The sequence below is a fragment of the Paenibacillus sp. 01L418 genome (assembly GCF_056400045.1).
In genome coordinates this window covers 1-14731 of record NZ_JBFTSN010000133.1, presented here as the reverse complement: position 1 = coordinate 14731, position 14731 = coordinate 1, and the positions used below count along the sequence as shown (strand labels likewise).

Annotated in this window: 15 protein-coding genes, 1 pseudogene and 1 other annotated feature; of the genes and pseudogenes, 12 read left to right on the top strand and 4 right to left on the bottom strand. The window is 45.1% G+C overall.

Features of this window, described 5'->3' with window-relative positions; genetic code table 11:
• The 5 genes from AC1DSE_RS17060 to tyrS form a co-directional block, all read left to right on the top strand.
• The coding region (locus AC1DSE_RS17060) for an SRPBCC family protein (protein WP_477527942.1) at window positions 1-283 on the top strand (283 nt) is incomplete at its 5' end.
• Between the two features lie 36 nt (window positions 284-319).
• A complete protein-coding gene (locus AC1DSE_RS17055) occupies window positions 320-646 on the top strand; it encodes a YnfA family protein (RefSeq protein ID WP_076267312.1) in 327 nt (108 codons plus the stop codon).
• 73 nt (window positions 647-719) lie between these two features.
• Window positions 720-973: a binding site (T-box leader), on the top strand.
• Between the two features lie 90 nt (window positions 974-1063).
• Window positions 1064-2743, top strand: coding sequence for a glutamine--tRNA ligase/YqeY domain fusion protein (locus AC1DSE_RS17050; RefSeq protein WP_477527941.1), 1680 nt, complete (start codon window positions 1064-1066; stop codon window positions 2741-2743).
• A gap of 94 nt (window positions 2744-2837) precedes the next feature.
• The gene (locus AC1DSE_RS17045; RefSeq protein WP_477527940.1) at window positions 2838-3902 is read left to right on the top strand and encodes a hypothetical protein; all 1065 of its coding nucleotides are present in this window, start codon (window positions 2838-2840) and stop codon (window positions 3900-3902) included.
• 73 nt (window positions 3903-3975) lie between these two features.
• On the top strand, window positions 3976-5265 hold the full coding sequence (tyrS, locus tag AC1DSE_RS17040) for a tyrosine--tRNA ligase (protein ID WP_477509885.1): 1290 nt from the start codon (window positions 3976-3978) through the stop codon (window positions 5263-5265).
• Between the two features lie 959 nt (window positions 5266-6224).
• Here tyrS and AC1DSE_RS17035 read toward each other — a convergent pair.
• The 3 genes from AC1DSE_RS17035 to AC1DSE_RS17025 all read right to left on the bottom strand — a co-directional run bounded on the left by AC1DSE_RS17035 (window position 6225) and on the right by AC1DSE_RS17025 (window position 8924).
• A complete protein-coding gene (locus tag AC1DSE_RS17035; RefSeq protein ID WP_477509884.1) occupies window positions 6225-7421 on the bottom strand; it encodes an MFS transporter in 1197 nt (398 codons plus the stop codon).
• Between the two features lie 72 nt (window positions 7422-7493).
• On the bottom strand, window positions 7494-7775 hold the full coding sequence (locus AC1DSE_RS17030) for an ArsR/SmtB family transcription factor (RefSeq protein WP_054025100.1): 282 nt from the start codon (window positions 7773-7775) through the stop codon (window positions 7494-7496).
• 168 nt (window positions 7776-7943) lie between these two features.
• A complete protein-coding gene (locus AC1DSE_RS17025) occupies window positions 7944-8924 on the bottom strand; it encodes a phosphotransferase (protein ID WP_477527939.1) in 981 nt (326 codons plus the stop codon).
• 197 nt (window positions 8925-9121) lie between these two features.
• On the opposite strand from AC1DSE_RS17025, the gene AC1DSE_RS17020 reads away from it, so the two are divergent.
• Genes AC1DSE_RS17020 through AC1DSE_RS17010 form a run of 3 tightly spaced genes read left to right on the top strand, consistent with a single transcriptional unit; the run spans window position 9122 to window position 11208 of the window.
• Window positions 9122-10144: a serine hydrolase domain-containing protein gene (locus AC1DSE_RS17020; protein WP_477509882.1), complete on the top strand. Its 1023-nt coding sequence runs from the start codon at window positions 9122-9124 to the stop codon at window positions 10142-10144.
• Entirely contained in the window at window positions 10141-10692 is a 552-nt protein-coding gene (locus AC1DSE_RS17015; protein ID WP_477509881.1) for an SMI1/KNR4 family protein, read from the top strand. The genes AC1DSE_RS17020 and AC1DSE_RS17015 overlap by 4 nt, the downstream gene beginning before the upstream one ends.
• Before the next feature lie 18 nt (window positions 10693-10710).
• Entirely contained in the window at window positions 10711-11208 is a 498-nt protein-coding gene (locus tag AC1DSE_RS17010; RefSeq protein ID WP_477509880.1) for a GNAT family N-acetyltransferase, read from the top strand.
• Between the two features lie 197 nt (window positions 11209-11405).
• Here the strand turns inward: AC1DSE_RS17010 and AC1DSE_RS17005 are convergent, their stop codons facing one another.
• Entirely contained in the window at window positions 11406-11795 is a 390-nt protein-coding gene (locus AC1DSE_RS17005) for an anthrone oxygenase family protein (RefSeq protein WP_477509879.1), read from the bottom strand.
• A gap of 318 nt (window positions 11796-12113) precedes the next feature.
• Here AC1DSE_RS17005 and AC1DSE_RS17000 point away from each other — a divergent pair, with 318 nt between their 5' ends.
• The 4 genes and pseudogenes from AC1DSE_RS17000 to AC1DSE_RS16985 all read left to right on the top strand — a co-directional run.
• Window positions 12114-12698 carry a TetR/AcrR family transcriptional regulator gene (locus AC1DSE_RS17000; protein WP_477509878.1) on the top strand — a complete coding sequence of 195 codons (585 nt, stop codon included), beginning with the start codon at window positions 12114-12116 and terminating at the stop codon, window positions 12696-12698.
• 295 nt (window positions 12699-12993) lie between these two features.
• Window positions 12994-13941, top strand: coding sequence for a helix-turn-helix transcriptional regulator (locus tag AC1DSE_RS16995; RefSeq protein WP_477527938.1), 948 nt, complete (start codon window positions 12994-12996; stop codon window positions 13939-13941).
• A gap of 67 nt (window positions 13942-14008) precedes the next feature.
• Window positions 14009-14551 (top strand): DinB family protein, encoded by a 543-nt coding sequence (locus tag AC1DSE_RS16990; protein WP_477509961.1) that lies wholly within the window; start codon window positions 14009-14011, stop codon window positions 14549-14551.
• 38 nt (window positions 14552-14589) lie between these two features.
• A pseudogene (locus tag AC1DSE_RS16985) lies at window positions 14590-14731 on the top strand (EVE domain-containing protein); the annotation flags it as partial.

Here is a 14731-nt window from a genome sequence, read left to right as displayed (position 1 = left end):
CATTGAGCTCAAAGCGTTATCGGTTTTGGAGTTTACGTGGGCTGAGGATATCGTTCGTTTTGAATTATATGCAGAGCCAGAGGGCTGCCGCTTGGTATTAATCGAGAAGCTTGTCCAAATTACAGCACATACCCCTAGAGATATTGCCGGCTGGGATGTATGTTTGGATGTTATCGAGGCATTGCTGGACGGAAAAACCATTGCCTCTCGCAAGGACGTATGGAAAATGAAATACGATAAATATGTACAAGCTTTTGAAAATTTGCCTCAGGCTAAGAAATAAGTATTCAATCAGCTTGGGTTATTGGATGTGAAAGAGATGATTACAGGAATATTGGTATTTTTATTAGCTGGGTTAGCTGAAATTGGTGGGGGATACCTGATTTGGTTATGGCTGCGTGAAGGTAAGCCGATGTATTGGGGAATGGTCGGAGGCGTAGCTTTAGCACTATATGGTGTTATTGCTACATTTCAATCCTTCCCTTCGTTCGGGAGAGTCTATGCGGCGTACGGGGGCGTTTTTATAGTGATGGCCGTATTGTGGGGCTGGCTAGTCGATAAAAAAACACCTGATTTATACGACTGGATAGGTGCTGCTATTTGCTTGGTCGGTGTTTCAGTTATACTGTGGGCGCCAAGGCATTAGTATGATCTAGCTTGCTGTGTAGAATAACCATTTACAATTCAGGGAACGATTTGTTAACATATATGAAATATTGAAAAAGGCGATGACGAGAAGAGTACATAAACACATTCTTTCGCAGAGAGCCCCGGCAGCTGAAAAGGGGCAAGGAATGGTTTATCGAAACAAGTCTCTGAGCATCACATCGGAACCTGAGCAAGGGGATGCTGTGACAGGAGCTCCTGTTATAGAGCTAGAGTATAAGCATCCTTTGGTGCCGTACTTGAAGAGGTTAATATGGCGACATATTAACGAATCTGGGGTGGTACCGCGAAAAATTTCGTCCCCAAGACGCGAAGTCTTGGGGGTGGAATTTTTTTTTGCTTTTTGGGACATGAAAAATCAAAGTATCGATAGCAACCCTAAATTGGAGGTTTTACAATGAGCAGCGAATTAGAGCCGAACACGGATCATTTTTTATACAAAATCATAAATGAGGATCTTCAAGCAGGCGTGTTTACACGAGAAATGTGCACGCGGTTTCCGCCTGAGCCTAATGGATACCTGCATATCGGAAGCGCCTATGCCATCCATACAAACTATACGATTGCGCAAAAGTATAATGGGAAGTTTCATTTGCGATTTGACGATACGAATCCTCTGAAGGAGGACATCGAATATGTGAATGCCATTATCGAAGATATCAATTGGCTTGGCTATAGTCCGGGCAGCCATATTTATTATGGTTCGGATTATTCAGATGCGATATATGATGCTGCAGTTGCGCTCATAAGTAAAGGAAAGGCTTATGTTTGTGAATTATCACCAGAAGAAGTTACGGAATATCGGGGGACGCTTACGGAGCCGGGCAAGGATAGCCCTTACCGAAATCGCTCCATTGATGAAAATTTAGAGCAGTTTGCGAAAATGAAAAATGGTGATTTTAAGGCCGCTTCCAAAGTATTGCGTGCCAAAATAGATATGAGTGCGCCTAATATTAATTTAAGAGATCCTGTTATTTATCGCATTATCCATGCTGAGCATTACCGGACGGGAAATAAGTGGTGCATTTATCCGATGTACGATTTTGCGCATCCGATTCAAGATGCCATCGAGGGCATTACCTACTCGTTATGCTCCATTGAGTTCAAAGACCATCGTCCTTTGTACGAATGGGTATTGGAGGAGCTGGAATTTGCTCAGCCGCCAAGGCAAAGGGAATTCGGCAGGCTAAATCTAACGGGTGTCGTGACGAGCAAGCGATATTTGAGACAGCTCGTTGAGGGCGGCTTCGTCGACGGCTGGGATGATCCAAGGCTGCCAACGATCCGTGGACTCAGGCGAAGAGGCTTTACGCCCGAGAGCATTAGAAATTTTATCGATGAAATCGGCATGATTAGAGCGCAAAATTCCGTTGATATCGCGATGCTGGAGCATGCGGCAAGACAGGATTTGAAGGCGAAGGTCAAAGGCGTAATGGCCGTCATCCATCCACTGAAAGTGGTTATTACTAATTATCCGGAGGGCCAAACCGAGCTGTTGTCCATTGATAACAATAGCGAGAACGACACGCTTGGCAAACGCAAGGTCACCTTCTCTAGAACGCTATTTATAGAGAAAGATGATTTTATGGAGCAGCCGTCCAAAGGATTTCACAGATTAGCGCCCGGAGCTGAAGTTCGGCTGATCGGTGCCTACTTCATTAAATGTGAGGAAGTCATTAAAGATGAAGCCACAGGTGAGATCATTGAGCTTCGCTGCACTTACGATCCCGAAACGAAAAGCGGAACGGGCTTTACCGGCCGGAAGGTGAAGGGGACGATCCACTGGGTTTCAGAGAGTCACGCGGCTAAAGTGGATGTCCACCTTTATGAGAGTCTGCTGCGGGGTAATGAAATCCCGAAGGATACCGATATAGCTTGGGACAGCGTCATTAATCCGAGCTCACTTCAAATCGTGAAAGATTGTAGAATTGAGCCTTTTGAGGTTCTTCCGCAGCCAGAGGATAAGTTCCAATTCGTTCGGCATGGTTATTTTTGCGTGGACAAAAAACATACAACGAATACGAAGCTAGTCTTCAATCGCATCGTACCGCTTAAGGATAYGTGGAAGAAAAAATAGAGCGATAACAAGATGAAGCCTCTCATGTGGTAAAATAATACATATGGAGGCTTCTTTTTTGTGAGGCTCTACAATCGGAGAACGAGGTGATGGAGTGTTCCTGCATAAGCTTCGACCATTGATTTTGTCCGCTGTCCTATTATTTATGCTTTTACCAGAAGCAGCAAGTGCCAACGGGGGACCGCTGCATTATCCTGCGGAGGGTTATGGCAGGCTGGAGCTGGATGATCAATCGCAAGTGAGTTTGGTTCGGGAGAAGGTTGTGTTTACCTTCCGTGATATCGAACGGTACAAAAGCCATGCGGAAGTAACGGTTCAGTATGAACTTCACAATACGTCCGATTCCGCCAAGGACTTGGAGGTTTTATTTGTAACGCCTGCAAGTGAGGCCCTTATGGTATCAGAGGGAAACAAAGAGATTAATGTGATCATGGATCCGAATGTAAAGACGGTTAATTGGCAAAATACCCTATTGAAAAATACGGTCATTGATCCAGTAAGCGGCAAGGAGCTGCGTTTATCCAATTACTCAGCGGAAATTGGTCCAGCACAAGGAGCGAGGTTCCCTTTATCTTTTGAGCCGAACGAAACGAAAAATATTGTCATCAACTATATTGAAAATGGGGGGATGTATAATAAAGGTGTAATTACGACGATTTTTTCCCATCTTTATTTTTTGACCCCAGCAGCTTTCTGGGAGGGCGAGCCGCATGTCGAGCTGGAAATACGGCTAAGCGAACCCGGTGCTGCGCTTCATTCGAATTTAGCAATGGAACAAACGGACTCCAAAACATTCAAAGCTGTTTTTAATGAATTGCCCAGCAAGGACTGGTATTTTTCTTACACGTATCCCAAAAGATTGTTGTATCCAACGAATATAGAGAAGGATCATAATCTCTTGGTGCTGGGAACAGTCGCCGCATTAACGGTAATTGCTGCAGCGCTTGCGCTGTTTTTTAGAAAAAGTATTTTATTTACGATCAGTGCATTTGGGATTTTTGCTTTTACGGTATATTATATCTCGAAAATGGGCGGTTATCCGTTTAACGCTATTTTTGTAGGGTTTGTCGACTTTGTTGTTGGCGTAGGGCTGCTTATTTGTGATATTTTAATTAGAAGAACGATTCGTAGACGTAGAGAAATGACCAAAACCATGTAATCGTCCGTCCACATCTTTTAAAAAACTCGAAATCAACGTAAACTGTAGGAAACATTAGAGGAGAGAGAGTTAAATGACAAACGAAGCATTAACCATTAATCATGAAGATCTATTGGCTGATCTAGAATACCGAGGGYTAGTACAGCAATTTACTAACCGCGAGGAATTACATAAGAAGCTTACGAGTGAACGCGTCGTGCTTTATTGCGGATTCGACCCTACAGCGGACAGCCTACACATCGGCAGCTTGCTTCCGATTTTGTGCTTGCGTCGTTTCCAGCAGGCTGGCCATATTCCACTTGCGCTAGTTGGCGGCGGAACAGGTTTAATTGGTGATCCAAGCGGCCGCTCGACGGAACGCTCGCTGAACACAGCGGATACGGTATCCGAATGGACAGAGAGCTTGAAGCGTCAGCTTTCCCGCTTTCTTGATTTCAATGCTGCGGATAATGCGGCTAAGCTCGTAAGCAACTACGATTGGATTGCGCCGCTGGATGTCATTACTTTTTTACGTGATGTAGGCAAAAACTTTACTGTAAACTATATGCTGGCGAAGGATTCGGTCGATTCCCGTCTTTCATCAGGCATCTCGTTTACCGAGTTCAGCTATATGATTTTGCAAGCCTACGACTTCCATAAGCTGCATCAAGAGCATGGCTGTTCCTTGCAAATTGGCGGCAGCGATCAATGGGGCAATATTACAGCAGGCCTTGATCTGATTGGCAAAATGGGCGGAGGCGACGCTTACGGCATGACGATGCCTCTCGTTACCAAAAGCGACGGCAAAAAATTCGGGAAATCCGAATCTGGCGCGATTTGGCTGGATCGCTCGAAGACATCGGCGTACCAGTTCTATCAGTTCTGGATCAATACTGAAGATAACGATACGATTAAATTTTTGAAATATTTCACATTCCTCTCTCGTGCAGAAATCGAAGCTTTGGAGACTGAGCTTCAGTCGCACCCAGAGAAGCGGGTGGCGCAGCGTGAGTTGGCGCGTGAAATTACTCGCCTTGTTCATGGACAAGAAGCGCTCGACAGCGCAGAGAAAATTACGCAGGCATTTTTCTCCGGCGATGTAAATCAGCTGAGTGAAGCGGAGCTGATTGAAGCTTTACAGGACATGCCTACAACGGTGCTTACGAATAGAGAAGAGATTGCGCTTATGGATCTTCTAATCGAATCTGGAGCTGCACCATCTCGCCGCCAAGCGAAACAAGATATTACGAGCGGCTCGATTTCAATTAATGGCACGAAAAACACGGATGTAGAATCCATCATCGGCTCGGAGCAAAGGCTCTATGACAAATTTGTCGTGCTGCGCCGCGGCAAGAAAAATTACTTCTTGATTCGATTTGAATAGGACAAAAATAAGCCAGACTTCCGATAATGGAAGTCTGGTTTTCTTTTGAATGTTAGATCTACTTTAGGAAGTCGAGTTTACGCTCTCCGAGACCAACGTGTGGTTATCATCCAACATCAATCTCCGCGACGAGCGTCTGGCTATCCATCGATACTAAACTCCACGACCAACGTTTAGCTATTATCCGACACCAATCACTGCGACCAGCGTTTGGCTATCCTGTACATTTGCAGGAACTTCGCCCATATTGAGCTGTGATGGAGATCTATGTTGTATTCATGCAATATCTTGTTATACGATTGACCATTTTAGCTTTTTAAGTGCACCTATATTGTATAGAATGCAGTATAGCTCCATGTAAGTGTGAGAAAGCAGCTTCTATCCAGCGATTATGCAGTATAGGCAATGATAAAGGGTAGTGTAGAGGTACATATTAGCTCAGGATTAGAAAGAGGGTGCCTCTGGAGCCTATGGCTATTGACACCCTCCCCCCAAGGGCTGCGCCCTCTGAAATTCGATTAGTATTAAAGTCTGATTTGATTATGTAAGTGGCTTATGCATGTTGTATGATAGTGATGTGCGTTAACCGTTAGCGTAGAGTAAATAAGTGCAAAAGTGCACCTGTTTTTAACAAACAAGATTGAAATGATGTAAATGGGTGTACAAATACCTCTAATTGAGCAGATTTGAAGAAGATTTGGTTAAATAAGTGCATTTCTGTGCTTAGATGAAGCTGCTGCAGGCGCTGCCGCAAATGTCTTCGCATGACAGGGGAACATCTCCGTTTTCAGATGAAAGGACCTCAAATTCCACTGTAAAGTGGAGTTTGAGGTCCTTTTTCTCAAAGAAAATAAGATCTAATTAGCGCTCAAAAAAATCGCAAAATGACTTTTGAGACAGCCCCATTTTTTAAAAATAGGAGTGACTTTAATCAATGATCAAAGCAAAGCTGCTAAAGTTTAAGCACTGGTCTTTGCGAAGCTGCTCTCGGCTGTCTTGCGGCGGGAACGCGCGCGGGAGAACCCGAAGGAGGTTGCGGCTGTAGCAGCGGCGAGTATGACGCCTGTAGCTCCAATCCAGCTGATAGAGGTAAGCGATACTTGCTCAACGACAACCCCGCCAAGCCCGGCTCCTGCAGCCATGCCCAGCTGAAGTACAGAGCTGTTCAAGCTAAGCATAATACCCGAAGCTTCTGGAGCTAGTGACATCAGATGGTACTGCTGAGTTGGACCGGATGACCAAGCGGTAAAGGCCCAGATCATAAGCAGAGGAAATACGATAACCGGAGACTGTCCAGCCAATGAGAGTAGAACAAGTGCTATCGTATGGAACAGCATGCCGCTGACTAATGTTCGCGGCGCTCCCCATTTATCGGTGCTGTAGCCGCCAAATTTAGACCCGATCAGGCTGGCGATACCGAATGCAAATAGTCCGATGCTCACGCCCTGTTCACTCAGCTTCGTTACGCTAAGCAGGAATGGTGAAATATAAGTGTAAACGATGGAATAGCCGCCGATCCACAAGAAGGTGACCGTCAGTGCCGTTACAATTTTCGGCTGCTTCAAGAGAGCAAGCTGGCTGCGAAGTGGAACGGGCTCTTCACCATCTGTTTTTGGAATGCTGGATAAAATGAGGAGCATTGCAAGCAAGCCAAGCAGTCCGATTGCTCCGAAGATGAGATGCCAGTCGTATACAGATGCGACTACCCTGCCTAGAGGGACACCAACGATTAATGCTGTGCTAAAACCCATAACGAGCGTCGCAATGGCACTGCCCTGTTTATCAACGGGTGCAAGCTTAGAAGCGACGGTCAAAGCGGTAACGACGAACACGCCAGTGCTGAGCGCGAGGACGACGCGGGACACGATCAAAAACTCAAATCCAGGCAAAGCAACAGCAATAAGATTGCCGATCGCGAATACACCTAATGAGTAGAGGAGCAGCTGACGCCGCTCAACACGCGCCGTAACTGCCATAAGAATCGGCGTGCCAATAGCGTAAGCTAGCGAGAAAACGGTTATCAGCTGGCCTGCTGCAGATACGGATACACCTATGTCGTCGGCTACCTTATCCAAAATACCCGCAATAATAAATTCTGACGTTCCAACCAAAAAGCTAATTATAGCCAGCATGTAAATTTTCCACGCGTTAGACATATAAAAAATACTCCTCTCTCCACTCCACTGTTTTTATATTTCTAAATCTATAGAAATATAACCTAAAAAAAATTACTCCAACAAATATGGCGCATACTTGCGAGCCATTTCGCGGTTCACACTGTAGTAGATATACGTACCGTCCTTGCGGAGATCTAGCAATCCGCTTTCCGTCAATTGCTTCAAGTGATGTGAGAGGGTAGAGCCGGCTACGGATTCCAGCTTTGTGCCAATATCGGAGCAGCATAAATTTTTCTCCTCAGTAAGCAGCAGAGCTATTTTCAGACGGGTAGGCTCACCGAGCGCCTTATATACTTTTACAGCTTGACGTACGTCCGCATGATCTTCTGTCATTGTGGCTTCACCTTTCTTGCAGTCGTTATTTCTATATTTGTAGAAATAAGATAGCATATCGATATTCGAATGTAAACAGGCAAGCATTCATTTTATTTTACAACAAGCATTTCCGTAATCGTATAAAAGAAGAAAGGAGCCGCAAGCAGCTCCTTTTCTTTCATCGCATTATAGGTTATGCGCCTTTACCCAAGCCGCCAAAAATTTAAGCTTCCCGTCAAAGTAACCATCATCCTGCCAAGATCCCCAAACGGCGCTTCCGCCTGTATGAAGTCCGATCAGCCAAAGCTGTCTGACGGCTACGAATACGGGAATCATCGCGAGATCTTGCTCGCTTAGCGGGCGTTCCTTCGTATAGGCTTCCAGAAAAGCATCCCAGCATTCATCCTCAAAGCTCTCACTATCCGATCTGCCATGGACGCGATCCCATAAATAAACGGATAGATCATACGAGCGCCAGCCTACGCCGCAGCAGTCAAAGTCAAAGTGTGTCATGCTGCCGTCATCCGAATGAAAGACGTTCCAGCCATGCAGATCCCCGTGGCATACTCCCCAGTCATATGCACCATCCGCGGCTTCTGCAAGGCGAGCTTTCAGCCTGCCGGCTGTTTCTTGAACAAACGCTGCATCGTTCGGGCGATGCTGTAAAGACGGAAGCATCGCCCGAAGAGGCTCGTCGAGCAAATGGGCAGCATCAAGTTCAAACCGTTCATGTTTGGGCTCATAGAAATCCATGGCATGATGAAGCTGCGCTATAGCGCTTCCGTAAGCTTGGCTTGTATCGACATTAAGTTTCCCGGCCCMATCCGCATAAGAGAATAGCACAGCATAACGAGTGCCTTCCGGTGCGTCAAGCTCAGTCAACCATTCGCCATCTCGTCTTTGGATTGGATAGGAAACCGGCAGGATACAGTTTTTAAGATAGGTTAACAAATCCAGCTCAAAACGGATATCGGATTCTGCTCGCCACAAATGCTTATAAATTCGCAATATAAATTTTCCGGTATTCGTATCCACCGAATAGGTATCATTCAAGCCATTGGACACGAATTGGCTCTTTAGCGGTGTACCGATATCATATAATAAGGCCATGGCTTCAAAAAGCGTTTCCTTATGAAATACAGTATGTACGGCAGGGATTTGCAGCATGTCACAATCATCCTTTCAATGTCTTTCACATTATCTATTTATCCTATAGCAATCGTGAGCCGAAGGGGATAGAAACAATGGCTATAGTTGTTTATTACTGCTGGAAATCTCTTTGTTGGGTTTATTTGACAATGTAAGAGCAGCGGATTATTGTTAATCAGAATTGGTAAATCAACTCTGAAGCAGGAGAGGATTATGTGCAGAAAGTGGTAACGAATCATTTTCAAAGCCTGAATGAGTATGTCTATGCTATTCAACAAAGTATCGGCGCCACAGCTGCCGCAACGTATATCATTCAGAACGATGTTGTTGTAAACGAGTGGTATTCCGGTACACATGCAGCATCAGATGCGCCGAGACTCGTGGATGAAAAAACGCAGTTCAACGTAGCATCAATCCGTAAAACGTATCTAGCGCTTGCTGTCAGCTTATTAATAGAGCAAGGGAAAATAGGCAGTGTGGATGATGAAATCGGGAAGTATCTCAATGATTATAAAGATGCAGCGCGAGGGGTAACGTTGAGGCACCTGCTTACGCATACCCATGGATTAATCGAAGAGAACGGGAAGATAACAAGAGAGTTCCCTGCTGGATATGGATGGGAATACCGCAATACGGGAATTGGCATGCTTTTTCAATTAATTAGGCATATTTCGGGGCAAAACTTAAGTTCTTTTATGGCGAGTCATGTATTTAATCAATATGGGTTAAAGGAAACGGGCTGGAGAACAAAAGCAGCGGAGCAGCTTATATATAATTATTACGATGATGAAAATACGTGGGTGGGGTCAAACGATAGTGATGCGGGTGATCAAAGCAATTTGTTCGTTAGTGCGCGCGATCTAGCGATGTGGGGGCATATGCATCTTAAAAACGGCAATGTAAATGGAAAGCAGTTGCTGCCGCAAACTGTTTTTGCAAGAGCTACTTCGCTGCATACGCCACTCACTGTTCCGGCACACCTGCCTCGAAATGGTTTTATATGGTGGCTGCAAAGTGATACTCCTTTAAATCAAATTGGGGAGCATCTGCCGAGCGACGCTTATCAAGTTCTTGGAATTACAGGCTGCGCCTGTTTGGTCATTCCGAGCTGCGATGCCGTAGTGGTTCGCATGTATAACCAGCTGCAGGATTCGAGCGGGTATGATTACTTATACGACATTAGAAAGTTTGGAAATATGGCATATGATCTGCTTCGCAGTTATGGAGGTGCTCGATGATTCAAGGCAACATTATTAAGAAAACTATCACTTCCTTAAAGCAAAGATTAGAGGCGAGCGGGTTATTAAGCTTACAGCTGCGTGAAGGTGAACTATATGAGGCCAAATGTACATTTAGACCTCCTGCAAGGGAAGAAGATTTAATGCTTTTTCAGGAAAAATTGGGTTGTAAACTTCCTCAGGATTATTTGAATTTCCTTAGAATAACGAATGGCTGCTCGCTCTTTGACCATCCGGAGTACGGAGGAGAGGCCTACTTATACGGGTGGCAGGATACATTTGGAGTAACGTACGAGGAGCCTAATGAAGGTTATTTGAAAGTAGCTTACATTTATCAGGATGACATTGTTATTCATTTAAAAGCTTTTAATGAAGGCTCAGACCATTACTTAATGGTCAAAGGCCATATTGATCAATTTCATGATGCGAGGCCGCTGCATATGAATTTTGAGCAATGGTTTGATCGGTTTATCATATGTCAGGGTGAGAAATATTGGAATTGGCCCATTTATAACGCGGGAAATAATAATAGATTAAGAGACTTATAAATAGGAGGCCTAAAGAAGATGATTGAACTAAAAGCAGCAAGTGTAGATGATGGACGTGATATTTTTGACATGTTAGTAGAAATAGGCCCGGGAGAAAATGGGTTTGTGAATAGTGCGTATGATATCGATTATAGCCAATTTCCGGCATTTATTCGAAAAAATATAGCGATCTCGCAAGGTATCGATCTCTTACCCCAGCACGTTCCCCAGACTGTTTTCTGGTTATTCGTTGATTCCTATCCCGTAGGCTACGGGAAGCTGAGGCATTATTTGAATGATAACTTAAAAATATCAGGCGGGCATATAGGATATACGATCAGACCAAGCAAACGAGGAAAAGGGTACGGTACGGTCATGTTAAATGAACTCCTAAAAAACGCAGAAAGCATGGGAATAAAGGATGTAATGCTGTCTTGTGTGGAAAGTAATATCGCTTCTAGAAGAGTCATTGAGTTAAATAATGGTGTATTAGAAGCTAATGAAGGTGGAAAATGCAACTACTGGATTCACATATGAGAATAGTCATCTTATCAATTTGCATAGTCTAGTTTGGAAAATGGATATACAGCATTTTATTGAAGATTTTAAGCAGAAAGCGGCTTCTAAATAGTTGAACCAACTGTTATCTGATTTTAAAAAGGCAATGGCAGCTAGGACTTTTTCCATGTCCGAAGCAACCATTGCCTTTTTCGCTAAAAGGAGTCTAAAGCTTGTTATTGCAAGCTCGAGTACTGCAGTGCAATAGCTGTCAAGAAACATGCAAATGCCAAGACTGCTGCCGATGAACGAACCACATCAAGCAGCTCCCAGCGTCGGATTAGCAACTTCCAGTTGCTAGGCGGCGCGTCGGGTTTCCATTCGAGCGCACCCTTGTTGATGGGGACAGTGCCAATGAGCGTGACTAGGATGAAGATGAGTAAGGCCAGAACGCCAGCCCAGCGGAAGAACAAACCTGGCTCGGAGCCGCTCAGTACTAGCACCGCAGCTCCCGACACGGCCGTAGGTAAAAAGATAGCGGGCACCAGCACACGCAGTTTAAGTACTAGTGCTTGACGAACTTTAATTTGATACTGGTCGTCTAGACCAGCCAGAGACAAGTGCACCCCATAGCGAATGACGAGCTCTTCACCAGCAAGGATGCCTGCAAGGAATAAACTGATGAACTCTATAATGATATGATTCATAATAAGCTCTGACCCAGTGTATAAGCCGAGGGTAGGGGAGATAATAGTAGAACGATGTTAGTCACTAGGATATCCTCCTTATGGTTGTTTTCATGACGGCTCGATTACCGAGCGTTCAAACTGTGGTGAAGAAAAATTGAAATGATAACTATAAAACACACTTTACTTGCCGACAGGTAAGTTGTCAAGTATGATGAGTATGGCTAAAATGATTGAAAGGCAAGGAGTGTGACAATCATGAGTATGAGTGAGTCAGTGAAACGGACAGGCAGTGAAACAAAAGCGGAAGCTCAGCGTGTAGCTTTGGAGCTTTTCACTGCTAAAGGGTTTGAGGCAACATCACTTCGTGAGATCGCTGAGCAACTCGGGATCAGCAAGGCTGCGCTATACTACCATTTCAAAAGCAAAAATGACATCGTAAATTCAATGATGTCCTCCCGCGGTAACGAGGCGGCTGAACTTCTCGCATGGGCCGTCAGCCAAGAATCGAGTCCAGACCTTCTGGAGCGCACGGTGCTTCGTTGGGTGGATTCTACTTCTGTAGACAAGCTGCGCGGCATCCGCTTCGTAAATGCGAATCCCAATCTCATGCGGAGCGTGGTTAGCAATCCCGGTGGTCAAATCCGTGACAGCCTTGGGGCAGTGGCTGAGCTTGTGGCTGGCAAGGATGCTGATCCTACACGGAAATTACTTGTAAGAATGGCCTTTCTCAGTATTAACTCGGCACTGTTGGCCGCCAGTGGAACGGAGCGTACGGACGAAGAAATTGTTGCAGCCGCGAGAGAAATGGCATTAGCTCTTCTTAACCGCCTTCGCGAATAGCTGATAGATGAGTGTTACTGGTTTTTAGCACTTGGAAATTTATGATTGTTATATTCAATATAGGATAGTGAAATGATCACAGGCTGCCGACAAAGTCGGTAGCTTATTCATTTTAACGTTTGTAACGAACCTAACCATTATTTGACTTCATTTCTCTATAAATTATATGTTGTCAGAAGAAAATAGAGTTGTAGACTGACGTTGCTTCATTAAGCTAACGGTGAGGATACCCTAGTGATATACTTTCAGTGGAGGAACTCTGGTATAAACATTCTCTCGGAAAAGGGTGCAGTGCATGAACAAAACGGATCGTTTGTTAGCCATAGTGCTTGAGCTGCAGCGTAACGAAGTGTTACGAGCCGAGGATTTAGCCGCTACATTTGAAACAAGCGTGAGAACCATTTACAGGGATATTCAGGCTTTAAGTGAGGCCGGCGTATCCGTGATAGGAGCGCCAGGGCAGGGATACTCCCTAATGGAGGGGTATTTCCTACCGCCAGTCAGTTTCACGGTGGAAGAAGCAGTGACGTTACTCATCGGGACAGATTTTATCGAGCAATGGTTTGATGTTCACTATGGCAGTAAGTCTCGAACTTCAAGAGGGAAGATTGAGGCCATCCTGCCGGAACCGATCCGCAGCGAGGCATCCCGGATTCGCAAGAGCTTTCGTTTGCTTGCTTCCGTTGAAGATATAGCACGAATACAAGAGAAGGCATACTTGGAAGCGATTCGTCGAGCGATTCTGGAGGAAAGAAAAATAAGATTCCGCTATTCCAAAAGAATTGCCGAGGCTGATGGGAACCGCCAAAGTGTTCGTACGGTTGCTCCTTATGGACTTGTGCTTCTTCAAGGGTCATGGGTACTCGTTGCACAGTGTGAATTGCGTCAAAACATCCGTCATTTTCGGTTGTCCCGGATGTCGGAGCTTATCGAGCTGGAAGATAGATTTATGTTGCCAGCAGATTTCAATTTAGATGTATACCAGCCTCCAGACGATCGCAACGTTCGTGTGCGCATATGTGTCCAACCTGACATTGCCGATAGGGTAAGGGAATCGAACAACTTCTATATAGAAACCATAGAGAATCATACCGAAGGGCTGCTGGTGACCTTACGTGTTCGGCAGCCTGAGGAATTGCTGCATTGGGTGCTCAGCTGGGGAGGCGGAGTGGTTGTGCTGGAGCCGGAATCCTTCCGACATCGGGTTAGAAACGAACTGAAAAAAACGTTAAAACGCTACTGACATAATGGTGTCAGTAGCGTTTTTGTATACTTAGAAAAAAGATGATTAGAGGCGATGATAGACGATGATTACAACAAAGTTAGCATTAAAACGATTTGAGGAAACTGCGGCACATTATATTCATGAACTGGATCAATTCAGTCTGGAGCAGCTGAAGCAAAAGCAAAGTGAAAACGAGTGGTCAATCGGACAGATGTTTCAACATCTCATTAGCTCGGCGCTTTATATGCAGCTTCGTAATCTTGATCAATGCCTGATGCCAAGCCAAGATCCCACGGTACCTGGAACGGAAAAAACCGAGGTTGGTGTGGCTATATTTTCTCAAGGAAGCTTTCCGCCCATTCGTATTCATGTTCCGCCTTCCCCACAATATACTCCGGAGCAGCCGGAAAGCAAAGAGCAGCTAATTCAAGGCTTACACACTGTCATCCAGAGAATGAAGGACATTGAACCTACCCTTGAAAAAGTGTCCAAACAACATAAAGTGTCCCATCCGAGATTCGGCGGATTGTGTGCGGAGGAATGGTTTCTGCTTGTTGAAATGCACTACCGTCATCATCTTCTGCAGCTGGACCGCTTAAAACAAGGATTGGTAAGGGAAGCGACATAAACATTTATTAAAAAAGGAAAGGATTTCGAGGCATGCAAATGGATGAAATAAGCGAGCAAAGCCGCTTCTGGATTGGTGTTGTGTCCGCGTCCCATGTGAAATGTGGAGAGTCGGGGGGATTCGCTCAGCTCTGTCACGGCAAGTCAGCACCTTTACGTAAGATGCGAGCAGGCGATTGGT